At 74.1% G+C, this 21622-nt stretch carries 13 protein-coding genes, 1 tRNA gene, 1 pseudogene and 1 riboswitch; of the genes and pseudogenes, 7 read left to right on the forward strand and 8 right to left on the reverse strand.

Going from position 1 to position 21622, the window contains the following annotated elements:
- Nucleotides 1–74 precede the first annotated feature (74 nt).
- Nucleotides 75–401, forward strand: coding sequence for a hypothetical protein (locus ACH4UM_RS40785; protein WP_398191415.1), 327 nt, complete (start codon nt 75–77; stop codon nt 399–401).
- 57 nt (nt 402–458) lie between these two features.
- Here ACH4UM_RS40785 and ribA read toward each other — a convergent pair whose 3' ends face one another.
- Together ribA and ACH4UM_RS40795 are read right to left on the reverse strand one after the other, a co-directional pair.
- Nucleotides 459–1187, reverse strand: a complete 729-nt coding sequence (gene ribA / locus ACH4UM_RS40790) for a GTP cyclohydrolase II (RefSeq protein WP_398191418.1) — start codon at nt 1185–1187, stop codon at nt 459–461.
- 127 nt (nt 1188–1314) lie between these two features.
- The gene (locus tag ACH4UM_RS40795; RefSeq protein ID WP_398191421.1) at nt 1315–1827 is read right to left on the reverse strand and encodes a MarR family winged helix-turn-helix transcriptional regulator; all 513 of its coding nucleotides are present in this window, start codon (nt 1825–1827) and stop codon (nt 1315–1317) included.
- Between the two features lie 91 nt (nt 1828–1918).
- Between ACH4UM_RS40795 and ACH4UM_RS40800 the strand changes: the two genes are divergently transcribed.
- The 4 genes from ACH4UM_RS40800 to ACH4UM_RS40815 all read left to right on the forward strand — a co-directional run bounded on the left by ACH4UM_RS40800 (nt 1919) and on the right by ACH4UM_RS40815 (nt 5886).
- Nucleotides 1919–3049, forward strand: coding sequence for a dihydrofolate reductase family protein (locus ACH4UM_RS40800; protein WP_398191424.1), 1131 nt, complete (start codon nt 1919–1921; stop codon nt 3047–3049).
- A 64-nt stretch (nt 3050–3113) separates the two neighbouring features.
- A tRNA-Met gene (locus tag ACH4UM_RS40805) sits at nt 3114–3187 on the forward strand.
- Between the two features lie 427 nt (nt 3188–3614).
- Nucleotides 3615–3772: riboswitch (cyclic di-AMP (ydaO/yuaA leader) on the forward strand.
- A gap of 11 nt (nt 3773–3783) precedes the next feature.
- Nucleotides 3784–4824 carry a M23 family metallopeptidase gene (locus ACH4UM_RS40810; protein ID WP_398191427.1) on the forward strand — a complete coding sequence of 347 codons (1041 nt, stop codon included), beginning with the start codon at nt 3784–3786 and terminating at the stop codon, nt 4822–4824.
- A gap of 117 nt (nt 4825–4941) precedes the next feature.
- Nucleotides 4942–5886: an aldo/keto reductase gene (locus ACH4UM_RS40815; RefSeq protein WP_398191430.1), complete on the forward strand. Its 945-nt coding sequence runs from the start codon at nt 4942–4944 to the stop codon at nt 5884–5886.
- A gap of 106 nt (nt 5887–5992) precedes the next feature.
- Here the strand turns inward: ACH4UM_RS40815 and ACH4UM_RS40820 are convergent, their stop codons facing one another.
- The 4 genes from ACH4UM_RS40820 to ACH4UM_RS40835 all read right to left on the reverse strand — a co-directional run bounded on the left by ACH4UM_RS40820 (nt 5993) and on the right by ACH4UM_RS40835 (nt 11578).
- Complete coding sequence (locus ACH4UM_RS40820) at nt 5993–7480, reverse strand: PrsW family intramembrane metalloprotease (RefSeq protein WP_398191433.1); 1488 nt, start codon at nt 7478–7480, stop codon at nt 5993–5995.
- Nucleotides 7481–7549: 69 nt separating this feature from the next.
- The gene (gene trmB, locus ACH4UM_RS40825; RefSeq protein ID WP_398191435.1) at nt 7550–8449 is read right to left on the reverse strand and encodes a tRNA (guanosine(46)-N7)-methyltransferase TrmB; all 900 of its coding nucleotides are present in this window, start codon (nt 8447–8449) and stop codon (nt 7550–7552) included.
- Nucleotides 8450–8547: 98 nt separating this feature from the next.
- A complete protein-coding gene (gene lhgO / locus ACH4UM_RS40830; RefSeq protein WP_398191438.1) occupies nt 8548–9759 on the reverse strand; it encodes an L-2-hydroxyglutarate oxidase in 1212 nt (403 codons plus the stop codon).
- Between the two features lie 394 nt (nt 9760–10153).
- Entirely contained in the window at nt 10154–11578 is a 1425-nt protein-coding gene (locus ACH4UM_RS40835) for an MFS transporter (protein WP_398191441.1), read from the reverse strand.
- A 682-nt stretch (nt 11579–12260) separates the two neighbouring features.
- Here ACH4UM_RS40835 and ACH4UM_RS40840 point away from each other — a divergent pair.
- Both ACH4UM_RS40840 and ACH4UM_RS40845 read left to right on the forward strand, forming a co-directional pair.
- Nucleotides 12261–14342 carry an asparagine synthase-related protein gene (locus ACH4UM_RS40840; protein WP_398191444.1) on the forward strand — a complete coding sequence of 694 codons (2082 nt, stop codon included), beginning with the start codon at nt 12261–12263 and terminating at the stop codon, nt 14340–14342.
- A 596-nt stretch (nt 14343–14938) separates the two neighbouring features.
- On the forward strand, nt 14939–18259 hold the full coding sequence (locus ACH4UM_RS40845) for a BTAD domain-containing putative transcriptional regulator (RefSeq protein WP_398191447.1): 3321 nt from the start codon (nt 14939–14941) through the stop codon (nt 18257–18259).
- On the opposite strand, the pseudogene ACH4UM_RS40850 reads toward ACH4UM_RS40845, so the two are convergent.
- Nucleotides 18246–20313, reverse strand: a pseudogene (locus tag ACH4UM_RS40850) (sigma-70 family RNA polymerase sigma factor). The gene ACH4UM_RS40845 and the pseudogene ACH4UM_RS40850 sit on opposite strands and share 14 nt — an antisense overlap.
- Before the next feature lie 187 nt (nt 20314–20500).
- Entirely contained in the window at nt 20501–21286 is a 786-nt protein-coding gene (locus tag ACH4UM_RS40855) for a TetR/AcrR family transcriptional regulator (protein ID WP_398191450.1), read from the reverse strand.
- Nucleotides 21287–21622 lie beyond the last annotated feature (336 nt).

Below are 21622 nucleotides of genomic sequence, written 5' to 3' on the forward strand. Positions count from 1 at the left end.
ATCGGCCACCAGGACCCGGGCGCCACCTCCACCGCCCTCCTCTACCGCGCCCTCGCCGAGACGCTGGGGGACCGATGACCGACCGCCGCACCTACCCCGGGCACACCGCCGCCCCCGGCACAGCATTCGGCCTTCTCCACCGCACCGACCGTCCGCCGCCGAGGAGCCCGCTGCCCCTCCGCACCAGCGGCGACCCCGCGCGCCAGATCACGGACGCCTTCGACGCCGTGGCCGCCCGCCTGCGGGATCTGGCCACCTCGCTGCGCGACCCTTCCTCAACCACCCCGCCCGGCCCACCCGCAACCAGCACGCGGCTGCCCTCGTCCCCGTCCTGCGCGGGCTCGCCGGCCAGGTCGTCACGGCCCAGCACCCTGGACGAGTGCGCACCGCACAGGCTCTGAACCCGGTGGTTCCCGGACGGGAGGGGCGCCGATTCGCCGTTACGGGGGCGGCGGGGCTCAGCCCGCGTTCAGTTCCGTCAGTTCGCCCAGTGCGAGGGTGTGCTGGGTCTGGAGGACCTTCGCGCGGAGGTAACGGACGTTGTGGGCCGTGGTGAACACCCCGGTCGGGACGCGGTCGCGGACGTCGATGCCCAGGGTGCGCAGCTGTTCGGCCTTGTCGGGGTTGTTGGAGAGCAGGTCCAGGGCCGTGATGCCCAGGGCCTTCAGCATCTGGGCGGCCGCCGTGTAGTCGCGGGCGTCCTCGGGCAGGCCGAGGGCCGCGTTCGCCTCGTAGGTGTCCAGGCCCTGGTCCTGGAGGGCGTAGGCGTCGAGCTTGTTGTAGAGGCCGATGCCGCGGCCCTCCTGGCGCAGGTAGAGCAGGACGCCGCCGCGGCCGGCGATGCGTTCGACCGCCTCGCGCAACTGCGGGCCGCAGTCGCAGCGGGCGGAGCCGAGGACGTCGCCGGTCAGGCATTCGGAGTGCAGACGGACCAGCGGGACGGCCGGGCCGGGGCGTGAGCCGGAGGCGGGAGCCGAGCCGGGAGTGGGAGCGGGAGCGGGAGCCGAGCCGGGAGTGGGAGCGGGAGCGGGAGCGGAGCCGGGGTCGCCGAGGATGATCGCCACGTGTTCCTGACCGTCGGCCAGGCCGTGGAAGGTGACCAGTTCGGCGTCGACGCTGTAGCCGTCGTGGAAGCGCAGCGGGACCCGGACGCGGGCGCGCGGCGTGGCGGCAGGGGTGTCGGGCATGCGGGTCCTCACGGTCCGGTGGGAATCTGTGCTTCAGTTTTGAAACACAGCCTCGGGACGGGATCCTAACCCATGCTTTAAATTTGAAGCAACAGGGTGTGCTGCGGCTCGGGCCGTATGGTGTGGCTCACGCACAGGGTGAGGAGCGCCGGCGCCACGGCACCTCGCCCGGCGGGCATCCGGAGTCCTCGCCCTGCAGGCCCCGGCCGATCCGGGTGCAGATCTCCTCCAGTTGGCCCACCTGTTCCGGAGTGAGCCGGTCGAACACGTACTCGCGTACGGTCTCCACATGGCCCGGCGCCGCACGTTCCAGGACCGACATGCCCTCCGCCGTCAGGACCGCGATGCTGCCCCTCTTGTCGGACGGGCAGTCCTCGCGCCGGACCAGAGCGTCCTTCTCCAGGCGCGAGACCGCGTAGGTCAGCCTGCTGCGCGTGATCTTCAGCCGTTCGGCGAGATCGGTCATGCGCAGCCTGTGGTCCGGCGTCTCGGAGAGGGCCGACAGGATGGAGTAGTACATGTGCGGCATGCCGGCCTCCTGCTGGAGCTGCCGGTCGAGCGCGTCCTCCAGGAGAAGGGTGGCGGCGATGTAGGCGCGCCAGGCGCGCTGCTCCTCGGGGGTGAGCCAGCGGGTCGTCATGCCATCAGTGTAGGTTTGTTTCAAACTTGAACCAAGTCGCCCGGTCCACCCGAGTGACCGGGCCCGTCCGCCTCCGAGAGAGAGTGCGCCGATGCCCCGTCCGTACGTCCTGCTGTCCGCCGCCGTCTCCCTCGACGGCTTTCTGGACGACACCGGCCCCGAGCGCCTGCTGCTCTCCGGCCCCGCCGACTTCGACCGGGTCGACGAGGTACGGGCGTCCGCCGACGCGATCCTGGTCGGCGCCGGCACCCTCCGCGCCGACAACCCCCGGCTGCTGGTGAACTCGCCGGAGCGGCGAGCCGCCCGGCTCGCCGGCGGAAGGCCGGAGTACCCGCTGAAGGTCACGGTCAGTGCCTCCGGCGAGCTGGACCCGGACGCGCTCTTCTGGCACACGGGCGGGGACAAGGTCCTCTACACGACCGACAAGGGGGCGCGGCGGCTGCACGCGACCGGTATCGGCGCCGACGTCGTGCCGTTGGGCGCCGAGCTCGACTGGCGGCTGCTGCTCGAGCACCTGCACGACGTGCGCGGTGTACGACGGCTCATGGTGGAGGGCGGCGGGACCGTCCACACCCAGTTGCTCCAGCAGCAACTCGTGGACGAGGTGCAGCTGGTGCTGGCCCCGTTGTTCGTGGGGGACCCCGAGGCGCCGCGGCTGTTCGGGCCGGGCGCCTACCAGGGTGGGCGGCTGCGTCTGGTGGAGACCCGGGCCATCGGGGACGTCGTCCTCATGCGCTACGAGCCGACGGCTCCCGGTACCGGCGGCCTCGCTGCCCCCGCCGACCGGCACTGGCTCCGTGTCGCCTGCCGGTTGGCGGAGCAGTGCCCGCCGTCGCCGACCGCGTTCAGCGTGGGAGCGGTGGTGGTCGCCGCCGACGGGACCGAGCTCGCGCGCGGGTACTCGCGGGAGGCCGGTGATCCCGTCGTGCACGCGGAGGAGGCGGCGCTTGCCAAGGTCGGCCCGGCGGATCCGCGGCTGACTGGCGCCACGGTGTACAGCAGCCTGGAGCCGTGCGCCCGACGCGCCTCCCGCCCGCGCCCGTGCGCCCGGCTGATTCTCGACGCGGGGGTACGGCGGGTGGTCACGGCCTGGCGGGAGCCGGACACGTTCGTCGAGGCGGCCGACGGGACCGGGCTGCTGACGGCCGGGGGCGCCGAGGTGGTCGTGGTGCCGGAACTCGAGGAGCGGGCCAAGGCGCCGAACCGGCATCTGCTGGGCTGAGCGGGCCCGCGGCCAATGTGTGCGCAACCTGCCCCGCAGATGACGTACACTGGAGTCACAACGACGCGGGGTGGAGCAGCTCGGTAGCTCGCTGGGCTCATAACCCAGAGGTCGCAGGTTCAAATCCTGTCCCCGCTACTGAAGGCTCAGGGCCGGAATCCGATCAACGGATTCCGGCCCTGAGTGTTTTGCCCGGCCGTAACCCTGCGACGCAGGCCTTCGACGCCATCGAGCAGGTCCCGGTGCACGTGTTCCTCGTCACACCCCGCCATGGTGCCGCTTGCCGTGCGACGGCCTTGACCATGGTGACGAGCGGTGACCGAACGGTGTCGGTGCGCATAACAACTGACACACCATCACCGAATGCCGCCCCGCCGTGTGTGCAGGTGACACCTCCCGGCGCTACTGAACTCTTGTCAACTCGCCCGGTTTTCGCCGCTCGTGGACCGTAAGTCCTGGCCAAAAAGGTTTAATGATCAAGCCGAACGTCTTGGAATCGGAGCCTCGCGTCTATTAACGTTCGATAACGCAGCGCGGTCGTCCCAGCCGTCACAAGAGGCGGCTCCGTGCGCACACGCCGAATCCCGCAAGGGAACCGGGGAACCACCAACTTGGGGTGAATCGGGCGTAATCCACCGTGGCGACACGGATGGTTCACGCCCGTAGGAGACCTTCCCGTTCCGAACCCGTCAGCTAACCCGGTAGGCGACACGGAAGGAAAGGAGTACGCCCGCGTGGCGTCCAACCCGCCTGCCCCAGAAGCCCCGTTCGTGCCGAGTCAGCGGACCGAGACCTTCGGCTACGGAGGCCGACGCGCCGACGAGGGCCCCTGGGAGGAGTGGAACCCCACCGAGGACTCCGTCCGCTCCGTGCGTGGCCGGCATCGCGTCAGCAAGCAGCGTGGCGGCGGGCTCGCCCGCAGCTCCACCGTTCTCGGCGTCGGCGTCATAGCCGCCGTCGGCGCGGGCGGCATGGCCAGCGCCAACACCGGCAAGCCGCCGGTGTCGATCTCCCTGCCGGACCTGCCCTCCGTCGGCTCCCTGTTCGACGACTCGCACGACTCCCAGGACACCCCGAAGGGCTCCGCGAAGGCGCTCAGCACCGTCGGCGTCACCTCCACCGACACCGCCCGCGGCACCTCCGACGCGGGCGAGGCGCTGCGCAACCGCATCATGGCCCAGGCCGAGCGGCAGCAGGCCCAGCTCGACACCAAGGCCGAGGCGGCCGCCGAGGCCGCCGCCGCCAAGCAGGCCGACGAGGCTGCCGCCAAGGCCAAGCAGGAGGCCGAGGCCAAGGCCGCCGCCGCGAAGAAGAAGGCGGACGAGGAGGCCAGGAAGGCGGCCGAGGCCGCGAAGCTGGCCGAGCTGGCCAAGCAGTACACGCTGCCCACCTCCTCGTACACGATCACCGGCACCTTCGGGCAGCCCGGCTCCATGTGGTCCTCCGGCTACCACACCGGCCTCGACTTCGCCGCGCCCACCGGCACCCTGATCAAGGCGATCCACAGCGGCACCATCACCGAGGCCGGCTGGGCCGGCGCCTACGGCTACCGCACGATCCTCACCCTCGACGACGGCACCGAGTTGTGGTTCTGCCACCAGTCCTCGATCAGCGTCAGCGTCGGTCAGAAGGTGACGACGGGCGAGGTCATCGGCCGCGTGGGCGCGACGGGCAACGTCACCGGCCCGCATGTGCACCTGGAGGTCCACCCGAACGGCCAGGCCACCGCCATCGACCCGATGACGTGGCTGCGCAGCAAGGGCCTCAACCCCTGACGCCTGTTCCTGCTCCCTGCCTGTTGCCCACCTGACCCACGTCTGTTTGCGCAACCTTTGCGGCCGGATGCGGCGCTCCCGGAATGGGCCGCTCCGGCACGGTTGTTGATGTTGCACATGACTTCTCCACGCAAGCTGGGCACGTCCGATCTCGAGGTCTTCCCGCTCGCCCTCGGCGGCAACGTCTTCGGCTGGACCGCCGACCAGGCGCAGTCCTTCGCCGTCCTCGACGCCTACAGGGCCGCCGGCGGCAACTTCGTCGACACCGCCGACTCCTACTCCGCGTGGGTGGAGGGCAATCGGGGCGGCGAGTCCGAGACGATCATCGGCGAGTGGCTGAAGGCGCGCGGCAACCGCTCCGATGTCGTCATCGCCACCAAGGTCAGCCAGCACCCCGACTACCAGGGGCTGACCGCCGCCAACATCAGGGCCGCCGCCGACGCCTCTCTCCGGCGTCTGGGCACCGACCACATCGACCTGTACTACACCCACTTCGACAAACCGGAAGTGCCGGTCGAGGAGATCGTCGGCGCGCTCGACGAACTGGTGAAGGCGGGCAAGGTGCGGCACATCGCCGCCTCCAACATCTCTGCCGAGCGCCTGGCGGCGTCCCTGGACTTCTCCGAGCGCGAGGGCCTGGCCCGGTACGTGGCACTCCAGCCGCACTACAACCTCGTCTCGCGCGACACCTACGAGGGCGAGCTGCGGGACCTCGCCGAGCGGGCCGGCCTGGCCGCCGTGCCGTACTTCGCACTCGCCTCAGGCTTCCTGACGGGCAAGTACCGGCCGGGTGCCACGGTGGACAGCGCGCGGGCCCAGGGCGCCGCCAAGCACCTGGAGACCGAGCGCGGCCAGAAGGTGCTCGCCGCCCTGGACGAGGTCGCCCTCGCCCACGGCACCGAGGTCGCCACGGTCGCCCTGGCCTGGCTCGCGGCCCAGCCGACGGTGGCCGCCCCGATCGCCTCGGCGCGGACGGTCGACCAGCTTCCGGCGCTGCTGGGCGTGGCGGAGCTGCGGCTGACGGAGGAGGAACTCGGGAAGCTGACGCAGGCTTCCGCCTGACCGCCGGTCCGGTCCTCGGCGCGGCCGCCGCGCCGGTCCCTGCCCTGCCCGTGGGCCCTTAGGCCCGTCGGCCCTTAGACCCGCTGGCCCGCCGGCTGGCTCCCGGCTACGACTGGTACCGGTTGTGGGGGTGCGGCTGGTACGGGTTGTGTTCGGGGTGCGGCTGGTGCGGCTGGTGCGGCTGGTATGGGTTGTGTTCGGGGTGCGGCGGGTGCGGTGGGTGCGGGTTGTGTTCGGGGTGCGGGTTGTACTGGGGCTGAAGCGCCGCCGGGTGGCCGTACACCCCGTGCACCCCGTACGCCCCGTGGACGCCGTATGACCCGTAGTCCCCGTGCACCGGCCACGGCTGCGGGGCGACCCGCACCGGCGGCGCCGTCATCCGCGCCGCGTGGTCCAGCGCGGGCTGCGCCGCCTCCCGCCTGCGCCACAGCTCGTGCAGCAGCTCCTGCTCCCGTACGACGAAGTCGGCGCCGGCCCGGCCCCGGTTCCCCCGGTGCCGCAGGAACGCCAGGGAGGTGGCGTACGCCTCGTACTGGGAGACCGTCCGCGCGGCCGGTTTGCCCAGGTGCCGTCCCGCGTACTCGCGGGCCAGCCTGCGCGCCCGCATGGAGCCCAGGGCGAACGGTTCGGCCGGCGTCAGCCAGCCGGCGGCGGCGTAGGCGGGCAGCTCCTCGCGCACGGTCCGCAGCTCGCGCTGGCGCGTCCAGATGACCAGCCAGGTCAGCAGCCCGAACGCGGGCACCATGAAGGCTCCGTAGACCGCGAAGAAGCCGTACTGGCCGAAGTTCGAGGAGCCGTTCCAGAACGCGTGCATGCCCATCGCGAGCAGAAGTCCGGCCAGTGGCAGAAGGATCCGCCGCAGGTGCTGGCGGTCCGCGGACAGCGCGGCGGCGCCGAAGCCGATGCCGGTGAGGACGGTGAACAGCGGGTGCGCGAACGGCGACATGATGACGCGCACGAAGAAGGTCGCCGCGGTGACGGAGGCGATCCCCCGGCCGCCGCTGAGCTGGTCGGTGCCGAAGGCGGTGCCGAGATAGAGGATGTTCTCGGTGAACGCGAAGCCGGTGGCGGTGACCCCGGCGATGACCACACCGTCGACGATGCCGGTGAAGTCGCGTCTGCGGAAGAGGAAGATCAGCAGGACGGCGGCGGCCTTGGCGGACTCCTCCACGACCGGCGCTATCACGGTCGCGCCAAGGGTGTCCGCGCTGGAGGGATCGGCAGTCGCCGTGGCTATCCAGTGGGTGGCGAAGCTGTTGGCGACGATCGCTATCAGGGCCGCCGCACAGGCGCCCCAGGCGAAGGCGAAGAGCATGTTCCGCCAGGGGCCGGGCTCGACCCGGTCCAGCCAGCGGAAGGCGGCCATCAGCAGCGGTACGGGCAGGACGGCCAGGCCCAGCCCGACCAGAAAGCCCTCCGTGCCGGTCTGCCGGCGCACCAGGGCGAGGATGACGAGCCCGGAGAGCGTCAGCAGGGTGGTGAGGGCGCCGTACCGCACCCATCGCTTCTGCCACCAGTGCGCGTGCCGCGGCCGGCCGTCGCCGCCGCCGGGGGGACCGCTGGGTTGCGTCGGGTACGGGGGACAGGTGGCCACGGCATTGACCCTAACGGGGGAGGGCGCCGCCCGCGACGGGGCCTTGTCGCGCTGGGGGTTCGGGGCTCGTCAGCCGCGGTCTCGGCGCTCGGCGGGGGGCTGGTCTGTCTGCTGCTCCTGCAGTCGGTCCTCGTGCTGTACGCGACGGAAGAGCAGATCGTTCACCTCATGTCCCTTGTCCAGTCCCTGGCCCTCGAAACGGGTCAGCGGCCGGAACGCGGGGCGGGGCGCGAAACCGCCGTGGGGCTGGGTGTTCTCGAAGTCCGGGTGTGCGGTCAGCACTTCGAGCATCTGTTCGGCGTACGGCTCCCAGTCGGTCGCGCAGTGCACGATCGCCCCGGGCCTGAGCCGGGCGGCGGCCAGCGTCAGGAACTCCGGCTGGATCAGCCGCCGCTTGTGGTGCCTCTTCTTGGGCCAGGGGTCGGGGAAGTAGACGCGCAGCCCGTCGAGGGAGTCGGGGGCCAGCATCTCGCGCAGCAGGATGATGGCGTCGCCGTTGCCGACCCGGACGTTGGTCAGGCCGTTGCGGTCGGCCAGGCTCAGCAGGTTGCCCTGGCCGGGGGTGTGCACGTCGACGGCGAGGACGTTGGTGTCCGGGTCGGCGGCCGCCATCTGCGCGGTGGCCTCGCCCATCCCGAACCCGATCTCCAGCACCACCGGCCCGGTGTTCCCGAACAGCTCGGTGAGGTCGATCACCCGCTGCCCGTCGATGTCCAGTCCCCACTTGGGCCACAGCCGCTGCAGCGCGTCCGCCTGCCCCGCGGTCACCCGGCTGCGCCGCGGCTGGAAGCTGCGGATCCGCCGCTCGAAGTGCGACCCGGCGGGATCGGCCTTGGGCCCGTCGGGAAACCGCGGCTCCCCCTTGGCCCGGGTGTGCCGCACGGACTCGCCGGGGATGTGACGGGGCTGCTCACCGGGGGCGGGGCGCGGGGATCCGGGAGCTTCGGGGGTGTTCAGGGAGTCAGACACAGTGAGGTCGATTTTACGGGGCGGCAACCCTCGGGGACGGGACGGGCAGGGGTGCAGCGGGCCCCGGACCGCGACGGCGGCAGCGGCGCCGGGCACCCTCACGCCGATGCCAGCACGGCCAGCGCCCGACGCGCCACCTCCCGCCCGATGGGCAGTGAGGCGGTGGCCGCGGGCGAGGGCGCGTTGAGCACATGCACGGCCCGCACCCCCTCACGGATCAGGAAGTCGTCCACCAGCGTCCCGTCCCGCAGCACCGCCTGCGCCCGCACCCCCGCGGCCGCCGGCACCAGGTCCTCTTCCCGCACCTCGGGCATCAGCCTGCGCACCGCGCGCGTGAACGCCGCCCTGGACACCGACCGCCGCAGCTCCCCGGCCCCGTACCGCCAGTGCCGCCGCGCGATCCGCCACGACCCCGGCCAGCTCAGCGTCGCCGCCAGCTCCCGGGGCCGTACGACCCCCCATCGGTACCCCTCCCGGGCGAGCGCGGGCACCGCGTTGGGCCCGACGTGCACGCCACCGTCCGTCCCGCGCGTGAGATGCACGCCGAGGAACGGGAACGCCGGGTCCGGCACCGGATACACCAGCCCCCGCACCAGCTCCGGCCGCGCCAGCTCGTAGTACTCACCCCGGAACGGCACGATCCGTACCTCCGGTTCGTCCCCGGTCAGCCGGGCCACCTCGTCGCAGTGCAGTCCGGCGCAGTTGACCAGCACTCGTGCGCGTACGACGTCGCCGCGCGCGGTGAGGACGGCCACCCCCAGCTCCGGCCGCCGGTCCACCCGGACGACCCGCGCCCCGTACCGGATCTCCGCGCCCGAGGCCTCGGCCAGCTGCCGGGCCACGCCCACGAAGTCGCAGATCCCCGTCGTCCCCACGTGGATCGCGGCCAGTCCGCGCACCTCCGGCTCGTACTCCGCGATCTGGGCGGCGCCCAGCTCCCGCACCGGAATGCCGTTCTCCCGGCCGCGCTGGACCAGGGCGTGCAGCCGGGGCAGCTCCGCCCGCCCGGTGGCGACGATCAGCTTGCCCGTGACGGAGTGCGCGATGCCGTACTCCGCGCAGAACTTGACCATCTCCGCGGCGCCCCGCACCGCGTACCGCGCCTTCAGGGAGCCCGGGCGGTAGTAGATCCCGCTGTGGATCACACCGCTGTTGCGTCCCGTCTGGTGCCGCGCCGGGCCCGGTTCCTTCTCCAGCACGGTCACGCGGGTGCCCGGCGCGGCGCGCGTGATCGCGTACGCCGTCGACAGGCCGACGATCCCGCCTCCGATCACCAGCACGTCACAGTCGTAAGCGATCTCCGGCCGCATCCGCTCCACCTCCCGCTTCGATAGTGCACTGCACCACTGACAACCGCTTCAAACCGGCACCGGCCGGGGCTCCCCGGCCTGAACGCGCGGTCGGCCGTGAGTCGACTGGGCGTGCCGGTCCGGCGCAGGCCGGTGTGTCCGGGGGCCCGGCCCGGCCGGGCTCATGCCGGCGGCCGCCGGGGCACGTGGGAGGTGCGGCCTGGGCGCGCGGAACCGTTCCGTGGCCGGTCGGCCGGCCGGGCCGCTCCGTGACCGGCCGGGGCCGAACCGGTTGCGTACCGCGCGGCCCCGTGGATGGCCGCGCCCGGCCGGCCCCGGCCGGCCGGCTGCCCGCGGGCCCCCGGGGACGGGGTTCTGCTCGGCCCTCGCCGGGGTCCGCCCTGGGCGGGGCGGCTCAGGCCGGGGCCATCAGCAGTGGGCGCGCGCGCTCCCGGAGCTCGACCACACGGGGCTCGTCGCCGTAGGGCTCGAGCCGGTGGAGGAGATCCTTGACGTACTCCGTGGTGCGCGCGGACGAGATGCGCCCGGCGACCTCCACCGCCCGCACCCCCTGCTCGCAGGCCGCGTCCAGGTTCCCCGACTCCAGTTCGGCGACCGCCGAGACGACGAGCCGGAGGCCGTGCGAGCGCACGAACTCCTCCGTGGGCTTCGACAGGGCCTGCTCGGTGAAGCGGCGGACCTGGCGCGGTGCCTTCAGGTCGCGGTAGCACTCGGCGGCGTCGGCGGCGAACCGGTCGTAGCCGTAGAAGCCGAGCCAGGTCGGGTCGTTGTCGCCCTCCCGGGAGCGCTCCAGCCAGCCCTCGGCCGCCTTCAGGGCCGCGCCGGCCGCCTGGGCGTCACCGGCGCGCGCGTGCGCGCGTGCCTCGACCAGGCGGAAGAAGCTCATGGTGCGGGCGGTGGCCAGGCCGCGGTTGCGCTCCAGGGCGGCCTGCGCGAGATCGACGCCCTCGTCGCCGAAGCCGCGGTAGGTCGCCTGGAGGGACATCGAGGCCAGGACGTAGCCCCCCAGGGGGACGTCCGCAGCCGCGCGGGCCAGGCGCAGCGCCTGGATGTAGTAGCGCTGCGCGGCCTCCTGCTGGCCGGTGTCGAAGGCCATCCACCCTGCCAGGCGGGTGAGTTCGGCGCTCGCGCCGAACAGGGCCCGGCCGACCTCGTCGGAATAGGAGCCGAGCAGCAGCGGTGCGGCCTCGACCCTCAAGCACTCCGGCACCATCGACGAACGCCAGTCGCCGCCTCCGTACTTGGAGTCCCAGCGCCTGGCGTCCTCAGCGGCCTCCCGCAGCTTCTGCACATCGCTGTGGCCGACTTTGATCGGTGCGCCGGAGCCCTCCGCCCCTCCCGCCTCGCGCGCCACCGAACTGTCGGCCGGGGTTATCAGCCATCGGGAGGCGGGCGTTGCGTATGCGCTCACTGCGAACGAACCGGCGAGCGACTGCCAGATGCCGCCGGCGCCGGCCCGGCGGCCGGCGAGGTCGAGCCGGTACAGCTCCGTCGCCGACCTCACCGCCTGGCCGACGTCCCTGGGGAAGGCGAGGCCCACCTCGGGTGCGGGATCCGCGTCCGCCAGGCCGATCTCGTGGAGCGGCACCGGGCGGCCGAGCTTCTGGCCGATGGCGGCCGCGATGAGGTGTGGCGCCGCACCCTGCGGAACCATCCCCTTCGAAACCCAGCGTGCCACCGACGTCTTGTCGTAGCGAAGAGTCAACCCGCGTTGGGCGCCAAGGTCGTTGACGCGTCGCGCGAGTCCTGCATTGCTGATTCCCGCGAGGGCGAGAACGGCGCCGAGCTTTTCGTTCGGCCCGCGTTGCTCCCTGGACATGCGCCACCCCTCGACACAGACGGCTGCCGCGCTGGCATAACCACGCGGCATTCGTAAACCCAGCGTAGTTCGCCGCATCCCAAGCGTTAAGGGGCATTCTTCCGGATGGCGGGATTGTGGCCCGCACGGGAGTACGGCCCCCTGCACGCAGGGTTGCGGCGTGCCCCTGTTGTGTGGCCGTGCGCCCGTCCGTGCGCTCTTCTCCGGCCACCGGGGGAGCGATTCCATGGTGGTGCGTGGGTCGGCCCGCTGTACTGGATCCAGTGGGCTGGGGGACACCGCCGCCTTCATCCCCGCGGGCGGCGGACCGGTCCGGGAGGCGAACTCCGCCTCCCGGACTGTGCGTTGCCCATGTGGCGCGCGGAGCGTGTACGGAGCGTGGGCACGCCCGTTCCTCCGGCGCCGATTTGGCCGAAAACCGACCCCACTTCTGGCCGCCGATTGCGGCCCTCACCATGGCACTTGACGGCGCGAAGGGTGTTGAGGGAGCGCATCAGGGGGCGCATTCGCGTCGCAGCGGCCGTGCCCGGTAAGGGCGTTCGCCACCTCTCCAGCAGGCGCGCGGGGGCGCGCGCGGCGGATCGAAGGCGGCTCCGCCTCCCCTCCGGCGCGCTTCCTTCGTGGCAGCATGGTGACCCGGTTCATGCGGTGCACTGGTTGTCCACAGTCCGTGGAGGCGTCGATGCGGTGGTTGGTGGGTTGGAGCAGCACCGCCACGGGAGCCGCCGGGACCGGCTCCGCGGGCGCCACCGGGTACGACGGCGAGACCGTGCATCCGGTGGGCTCCCAGCTCCTGTGGGGCGACCCCGATCCGCTGTGGGCGGTCGGCGACTGGCGGCCGGACGAGGTCCGGCTGGTGACGGCCGACGCACAGACCAGGATCGCCGTGCTCGGCACCTGCGGCGCCTCCGACGACCAGCTGCGGGTGGGTCTGCTCGCCGCGCGCGGGGGCGCGCTGCGGCATCTGACCGCCTGGTCCGGCAGCTACACGGCCGTCGTCCAGGTGGGCCGGCGCATCACCGTATGCGGCGATCTCGCGGGCGCCCGCCCGGTGTTCCACACCCCCTGGGCCGGCGGTACGGCCTATGCGACGGCCGCGCTGCCGCTGGCCGACCTCATCGAGGCCAACCTCGACTTCGGGCACCTGGCCGCCCTGCTCGCCGCCCCCGACGTACCGGCCGCGCTGCACGACTCCACGCCGTACGACGGCGTACGGCGCATTCCGCCCGGGCATGCGCTGATCCTGCGCGCGGGTGCGCGAGAGGTCGCCGGGTACGAGCAGGTCGCCTCACTGGCGGTGGCGGCTCCCGCGGCGGACCCGGACAGCGCCGTCGACGCGGTGCGGGACGCGCTGGTCGACGCCGTCCGCGCCCGGCTGTCCGCGCCCCGGCACGTGCCCGACATCGACCCCGGTCCGGTGCCCGGCATGGGCCCCGCCGAGCGGCGTGCGGCCCGCGGGATGCCGGTGCCGGGCATCGGCGCGGACCTGTCCGGAGGACCCGCCTCGGGGACCCTCGCGCTGCTGGCGGCGGGGCTGCCGGGAATGCCGGGCACGCTGCTCGGTCACGGTACGGGCGCCGGCGAGCGGCTCCTGGCCGTCACCTTCAACGACCTCGCCGTCGGGGGGCGGGAGGCCGAGCTGGAGCGGGCCGGGTCGCTGGCGGCGAATCCGCGGCTGCACCACGTGGTGGTGACGGGCGGTGAGGAGTTCCTGCCGTACGCCGATCTGGAGGGCCCACTGACGGACGAGCCCGGGCCCTCGCTGGTGACGGCGGCGCGGCACCGGGCGCGCCTGGCCTCCGGGAGCGCCGACCACTTCACCGGGTACGGGGCGCGGCAGGTGCTCGACGCTCATCCGGCGCGGCTGGCGGACCTGCTGATGGACCGCAAGCGGAGGCATCTGGTGCGTCCGGTCGCCGCGCTGGCCAGGGCCGACGGGTCGGTGATGGTCCCCGCGCGCGTGTACGGCGCGGCGCGGCGGCTGGCGCGGACGCCGTACCGTGCGGGACTGGAGGTCCTCGCCGAGCGGCTGCTGCACCGGCGGTTCGACGAGCCCGGAGGCGCGGTGGGGGCCTCGCTGGCGGCGCTGGCCTGGGCCAGACCCGGGCCCGCGGCCCGGTGGCTGACCGGGGAGGCACTGGCCGAAGTATCGGTTCGCCTGCAACGGGCGACGGGCCGCGCGGGGGTGGCCGGACCGGGGCAGCGGCCGGGCGACTATCGCGCGCGTGCGGCACTGGCACGGCACGCGGCGGATCTGCGCGTACTGGAGCAGGCCGCCGAGATCCGCTCGCAGCGGCTGCACGCGCCGTTCCTCGACAACCAGGTCGTACGGGCGTGCCGGGCTCTTCCCGAGGCGTTGCGGGTGCAGCCCGGGGCGCGGGCGGCGATTCTGCGTACGGTCCTGGAGGGGGCCGGAGTGGGGGAGTTGCCGCCCGGGTGGGGCGCGACCTCGCACGCGCCGGCTGCGGTGGCGGCCCGCACGGGCCTGCGGGTGGCCGTGGACGAGCTGATCGACCTGTTCGCGACGCCGCTGCTTGCGGAGGCGGGGCTGGTGGAGGCGCGGGTGGTCCGGAAGGCCCTGCGCGCGGCGGCGGAGGGGGAGGCGCTGCCGCTGGACGGCCTGGCGGACCTGGTGTCCCTGGAGGTGTGGCTGCGGCGGCTGCTGGCGCGTCGGGGTACGTGCTGGACGGGGACGCCGGCGCGGGCGAGGGCGGTGCCTGCGGGGATCGCGCCACGGCGGGGGGCGTTGGCCGCCGGGGGTTGAGCGGTTGGTCTGCGGTGGTTGAGTGGTTGGTCTGCGGTGGTTGAGCGGTTGGTCTGCGGGGGTTGCGCGGCTCCTTTGGTGGGGAGCGGTTGGTCTCCGGTGGTGTGGCGGCGGCTCCGGTGGTTGAGCGGTTGGCCTGCGGTGTTGAGCGGCTGCTCCGGCGGGGGTGCCGTGGCGCCTGGGGGTGCGAGTGCCTCCGGCGGGGTGCGGGCAGTGCCTGGGACTGTGTTGTGGGGGCTGGGGCGGGGGCGGGGGTGCCTTTGGCCGGGTGCAGGGGGCGCCCGGGGTGTGTGGGTGGGCCGGGGTCGTGGGGCACGCGCGGCCCGCCGCACTCGGGCGTACTGCTGCGGTTGCCAGGGCGGGACTGGGCGGAGACGAAGTACGCGGCGGGCGGACGCACCCCCACGACCCGCTGCCGCTCCCGCTCCCGTCGCCGCGCGGGTGCGGGTCTCGTTCCACCTCCCGGCCCGCGGACGGCCGGGCGGTGGAGTCGGCCCCTGCTCGCTGCGGCTCGGGGCCTTTGCGAGTGGGCTCCGCTCATGGCGCCGGGCGTAAATCCCGTGCCGCGCTTCTCATCCCCCGGTGAGAATGAGCCGGTGCGGTACAGAATCCTGGGCGTCACCCAGGCGGAGGACGACCAGGGCACCGTCGTAGCCCTCGGCGGCCCCCGCCTGCGCGCGCTGCTCACCGCCCTCGCGCTGCGGCCGGGCCGGGTCGCCGACCCGGACGTCCTGATCGACGAGGTCTGGGGGAACGACCCGCCCCAGGACGCCCCGGCCGCCCTCCAGGCCCTGGTCGGACGGCTCCGTCGTACCGTCGGCAGGGACGCGGTCGTCTCCGAGGCCGGCGGATACCGGCTCGCCGCGGACAGGGAGGAGGTCGACCTGTTCGTCTTCGAGCGGCTGGTACGGGACGGCACCGCTGCTCTGCGCCGAGGCGAGGCTCCCGCCGCCCTGCCGCTTCTCGACGAGGCCCTCGCCCTGTGGCGCGGTGCCGCTCTCGCCGACCTGCCCGACCGTTCGGCCGCCGCGCGCCCCGAGGCGCTGCGCCTGGACGCGGTCCGTGCCCGAGCCACTGCGAGGCTGCGGCTCGGGCACGCCCCCGACGCCGCAGCGGAGTTGAGGGAGCTCACCGCCGCCCACCCGTACGACGAACCACTGCACGCCCTCCTCATCCGCGCCCTGCGCGACGCCGGCCGCGGCGCCGAGGCCCTGGCCGCTTACGAGACCGCCCGCCGGGCCCTGGCCGACGGTCTGGGCACCGATCCCGGCCCGGAGCTGCGCGCGCTGCACGCCGAGCTGCTCGCGCCGACGGCCTCCGCGGGCGGCGCCGCAGAACCGTTTCCCGCGAGGAACCCGGTCGAGCGCACCGGCAACATCCGTCCGCGGCTTACCTCTTTCGTGGGCCGGGAACCCGAACTCGCCGCCATCCGTTCCGATATGCACAGGGCCCGTCTGGTCACCCTCACCGGACCAGGAGGCTCTGGCAAGACCCGCCTCGCCGAGGAGGCCGCCGTCGGGCTCCCGCAGGCGTGGCTGGTCGAGCTGGCGCCGCTCGACCGGCCGGAGGCGGTGCCAGGAGCGGTGGTCAGCGCGCTCGGTCTGCGGGAGACCGTGCTGATGACCAACGATCTGGCGACCCCGCAGGACGACCCCGTCGCCCTGCTCGTCGAGTACTGCGCCCCGCGCAGCGAACTCTTGATCCTTGACAACTGCGAACATGTCATCGGCGCGGCCGCCGACCTCGCCGAGACGTTGCTCACCCGCTGCCCCGGGCTCACGATCCTCGCCACCAGCCGTGAACCTCTGGGAGTGCCGGGCGAGATGGTGCGCCCGGTCGAGCCCCTGCTCCCCGACCAGGCGCACCGCCTCTTCGCCGAGCGCGCCGCCGCCGTCCGTCCCGACGTCGGCGCCGTGCTCGGTGACAGGGAGGCCGTCGCGGAGATCTGCCGGCGCCTGGACGGACTCCCGCTGGCCATCGAACTGGCCGCCGCCCGGCTGCGCCTGCTCACCCCGCGGCAGATCGCCGACCGGCTCGACGACCGCTTCCGGCTCCTGACCGCCGGCAGCCGTACGGTCCTGCCCCGCCAGCAGACCCTGCGGGCCGTCGTCGACTGGTCCTGGGACCTGCTCGACGAGCGGGAGCGGACGGTGCTGCGCGAGGTGTCCGTCTTCGCGGGCGGCTGGGACCTCGCCGCCGCGGAGGCCGTGTGCACCGGCCCCGCGGCGGACCTCGTCGGGGCGCTCGTCGACAAGTCCCTGATCGTCGCGGCTCCGGCCGGCGGTGACGGCGGCATGCGGTACCGCATGCTGGAGACCATCCACGAGTACGCCCTCGAGCGCGCCACCGAGGTCCCCGAGCAACGCGCCGCCGCGGAGCGCCGGCACCGCGCCTGGGTGCGTGCGCTCGCCGAGGAGGCCGGTCCGCTGCTCCGCTCCGCCGGGCAACTGCCCTGGATCGCCCGCCTGGAGACCGAGCTGGACAACGTCCGCGCGGCCCTCGACCGCGCCCTCGCGACCGGTGACGAGCGGGACGCGGGCGAGCTCGTCCTCGCCATGGGCTGGTTCTGGTGGCTGCGCAACCACCGGCGGGAAGCCGCCGAGTGGGTCCAGCGCGTCCTGCGTCTGGGCGTCGCCCTCGACGCACCGGACGCCTCCGGCCGGGCGGCCCCGGGCGCCGGCGGCGCCGGGTTCCGCTCCCTGCCCGGCTCCGTCGACCCGGTGGACGCCCTGCTTGACGCCCCGGACGGGGAGGCGCGCCATCCGCTCCACGCCCTGCGGATGGACCTGCGGATGCTGCACCTGTTCCTCACCTCCGAGTCCGAGCCGGTGGACTGGGTGCGGGACGAGCGGTTCGCGCGCTACGTCGGCCGGGTCCGGGCCGCCTTCGAGGGCGGCGGTCCGCAGGCGGCCCGAATGCCCGGCATCGTCTGGCCGCTGACCGTCTACTACACCGGCGGCCCGGACGAGGTCCGCCCCGCCATGGACGCGGCCGTCGCCAACTGCCGTGTGCACGGCGGCGACTGGGAGACCGGCGTCACCCTCATGTTCCGCACGCACCTGGTCGTCGACTCCCCCGGCAACCTGCGGGGCGTGGACGACGACCTGGCGGAGCTGCGGCTGCTCAGCCGGCGCGTGGGCGACCGCTGGATGCGGGCGCAGGTGTGCAGCGCGGCCGGCGAGGCGGCCATGGCGCGCGGCAGGTTCGAGGAGGCGCGCGGCGAGTACGAGGAGGCACTGCGGCTCGCCCACGAGGTGGGCGCGCACGCCGAGTCGCCGTTCCTCCTCGCCCGGCTCGCCGAGATCGGCTACCGGTGCGGCAACCGGGCCGCTGCCCTGACCGCCCTGGACGAGGCGCACACGGCGGCCGATCGCTACGGGGTGGCCGACTCGAGGGCGTTCGTCCTGTTGCTGCGCGCACAGATCGCCATGGACGACGGGGACGTGGCCGGTGCGCGCGCCCTGTGCGAGGCGGCCCGCGCGGAGACCGAGCGCGGTACTCCGCCCCCGCAGTTCGAGGCGATGCTCAGCGCGCTCGACGCGCGCGTCACGGTCGGCGAGTCGGGCCCGGAGCACGGGCTGCCCATGCTGGCGGACGCGCTGCGCACCGCCGTCGAACAGCGGTGCTCGGAGGTGATCACCGCGGCGCTCGTGGACATGGCGGCCGAGCCGCTGGCCCGCCTCGGCGACCTGCCGGGCGCCGTCCGCCTGCTCGCGGCCGCCGACCAGTGGCGCGACGGACGCCCGCGCGCCGGGCCGGAGCGTGCGACCGCGGAGCGCCTCGAGGCCGCGGCCCGCGCGGCCCTCACCGCCGGCCGCTGCGCCGCCGAAAGGGTCCGCGGCGCCGCCCTGACCGTGGAGGACGTCCTGACCGAGCTCGCGGACGCCGTGCGGGCCCACCGGGTCAGCGGCAGGTGAACCTCGACTCGGCCCAGTCCACGAGGGTCACGGAGTCGAAGGCGCTGCGCGGCTCGACGACCAGCCGTACGGTCCTTCGGCCGGCGAGGCCCACATGGACGGGAACCGCCGGGTCGCCGCCCGCGAGCGTGCCCGAGTGCCACAGCCGTACTCCGTCGGCGTAGACGGAGAAGGAGACCCTGCCGAGCCCGGCCGTCAGGTCGTCCTCGCCGGCCAGGGCGTCGTAGGCGGAGCACGCGCGGTCGAGGCGGACCGTCACGGAGGACTTGCCGTGGACGGTCACCCCGTCGGTGTAGCGCTCGGCGCCGATCGACATGCCGTACCGCTGCCACACCCAGCTGCTGGCGCCGAGCCGCATCTCCGGCCGGGTGCCGTCGCCGGTGACGTCGTAGTCCAGCTCGCTCCACCGGTGGACGGCCGGGGCGGGCGCGGGCGGAGGTGTCGGGGCAGGCGGGGGCGTCGGGGCAGGCGGGGGCGTCGGTGAGGGGCTGGGCGCGGGAGGCTGTGCCGGCGTCGGGGTGGGCCTGGAGGCCGGTGCCGGTGACGGCTTCGGTGCCGGCCGGGGTGGCGAGGTCGCCGCGGCGGCGTGCACCGGCGGCTGCGGGCCGGGCTTCGCACTCGGCGTGGGCGCCGGTGTGGGTGTGGGTGTCGGCTCCGGTGGCGCGGGCGTCGGGGGCTGCGCCCCCACGACCGGGGCCGACGCGGGCGGCGGGGCCGCCTGCGGCTTCCTGGCCGGGGCGCCGTGCCCGGCCAGCGCGAGCGCGACCGCCGTGGTGGCCACGGCGACGACACCGGCCGCGATACCGGCCTTCACCGGCGCGCCCAGCCCCTCGGAGACAGCCGCGCCGCCTCCCGCGCCTCCCGCGCCCGCCCCGCCCAAGGAGCCGCCCCCGGCAGCCGCGCCTGCCCCGGCCCCGCCCGTGACGGCCGCGCCCACGGCACCCGCCGCGCCCGAGGCGCCGGCGATGATGCCGAGCGCCTTGGCGTACCCGGCGGCGCCGAACCAGCCGATGACGGCGACCGGGACCACGGCGGGGATGCCGCCGGCGACCTCTTCGATCTGGCTGGCCGCCAGCCGGCACCTCGCGCACTCCTCCAGGTGCTTGCGCAGTCCGCGTTCGGCACGGGTGCGCAGCTTGCGGCGGGCGTAGCCGCCGAGCCGATCGGCGTAGCGGGCGCACTCCTCGTCGTCGGCGAGGGCGGCGCTGACGTGGGCCTGGAGGTAGGCCTGCCGGAGGCCCTCGCGGGCGCGGCTGGCCAGGACGCGGGTGCCGTTGGCGTCCAGCCCGAACAGGGTGGCGACCTCGCTCGGCGACTCGTCCTCGACCTCGGTGTGCCACAGCACGGCCTGCCAGCGCTCGGGCAGCGAGCGGAAGGCCCGCATGGCCATGGACTGCTCGGCCTCGTGCAGCGCGCGCACTTCGGCGCCGAGGTCCAGACCCCCGCCGAAGGAGCCCAGGGGCGCCGTGTCGTCGGGCACCCCGCTGACACGCACGGCCTGCGCCGCGAACACCGCGAAGTCGTCGACCAGTTGCTCGCGCCCGGCGGTCTTCGTCCAGCGCGCGGCGACCCGGCGGACGGTGGTCAGCAGATAGGCGCGCACGGCGTGCTCGGGGCCGGAGCCGCCGCGCACTGCCTGGAGCATGCCGGCGAACACCTCGGCGGTGAGGTCGTCGGCGGTGTGGGCGTCGCGGCAACAGGTGCGGGCGTAGCGGCGTACGGCGTCGGCGTGGCGCCGGAACAGCTCCTCGTACGCCGTGTCGTCGCCCGCGCGCATCCGCCCGACCAGCTCGGAGTCGGACGGCGGCAGATCGGCCGACCGCGGCAGCCCCCCCGTCCCCGTCCCGCTCACGCCACTCGCGCTGCGCCGGGACACCGCCCGGTGCCGGGGCGCCTGGCCGTGCGCGGGCGCCTGCCTGTTTTGGGGCGGTGCCTTGCGGGACCCCGGCCGGTCCGCCCTGGCTCGGCACCTGCGGCGAGCGCAGCCCGTCGCGTGGCCCTTCGGTGCCCGTCCCGCCGTCCCCGAGAAACTCGTCGCGCCCGTCAACGCCCATCGCGGAAAGCCCCCGCCGCCTGCCCAGCCGTCCCGATCACCGGGTCAGAGTGCCACACCGGCTTTCGGCCGGGGGCCGGGCAGCACGGACCATCCACTCGTCCGAGGGGACTTGCCGCGACGCGGTACCGGTGTTCACCCGGACGGGGAGTGCCCGACGGATGTCACCGGCCCGGACGCCCACACACTCACACCGGCCGCGACCGCAGGCCCTCCAGCAGGATGTCCAGCAGCCGTGCCGAGGCGGCCGCCTGCTGGGCCGCGTCCGGCAGGGAGGGCGCCGCGGTCGCGATGACCAGCAGCACGTCCGACACCGAGACGTCCGGCCGCAGTTCGCCCGCCGCGCGCGCCCGCTCCACGAGCCGGCCCACGACCTCGAGCAGCGCCGCCGCCCCCGCGTCGTCGTCCGCGCCCGAGGAGAGCACCGTGGCCGCGTCGGGTACGAGCCGCAGCTCGGCCGTCCCCAACTGGGTCCGCTGCTGCGGCACCCGCGTCCTGTCCGGTCCGGCCGCGCCGTCGACGCGGTCCTCGGCGACGCCGACCCGCAGCACCTGCGGCGGCAGCAGCCGCCCGGCGCCGGAGGCCACCGAGGTGCGCAGGAAGCGCGAGAGCGCCGACCACGGCTCGTCCTCCTGGCCGAGCGCGGCCCGCGCCTGCTCGGTCAGCCGTGCGGTCTCCTCCTCGGCTATCCGCCGCACCAGGACGTCCTTGCTCGGAAAGCGCCGGTACACCGTGCCCACGCCGACCCGTGCGCGCCGTGCCACGTCCTCCATCGGCGCTCCGTACCCCAGCTCGCCGAACACCTCGCGCGCGGCCCGCAGCACGTGCTCGAGGTTGCGCTGTGCGTCCACCCGCAGCGGTGTCGTCCGCACGGACCGGGAGTCGTCCCCACGCCCGCCCGCCGCCGCGCTCATCGCTCCGCCGCCGGGTGCGATGGCGGACGCGGTAGACCAATGAGTGTCCTGAATGTGCATAAGTGATCCCCCGGTAATGACGTCTCCCCCCGGAGACTCTCCCCGTCACTGAATCCGGGGTGCGCGAAACGGGGATCGTGCGCGACCGGGCCCGACACCGAGATCCGGTGGGACCTCGCGGGCTCGTTCGACCACATCCCCTACACCCCGTCGACACACGAACATAGTTGAGCGGGGGTCAATTCAGAAGGGGCAGGTTCCGCACGGAGCGCCCCCCGATCGGAGTACGGGCCGTATACGTCCGGATTGCGCCACCTTCCGCACCCCGACTCACACCCGCTGACCTGCATGTATTCCGAACACTCCGGTAATTCGGCCAACCCCGCGCGGCTGCGG

Origin of the sequence: Streptomyces sp. NPDC020801 (assembly GCF_044334385.1) — a bacterium.
Classification (GTDB): domain Bacteria; phylum Actinomycetota; class Actinomycetes; order Streptomycetales; family Streptomycetaceae; genus Streptomyces.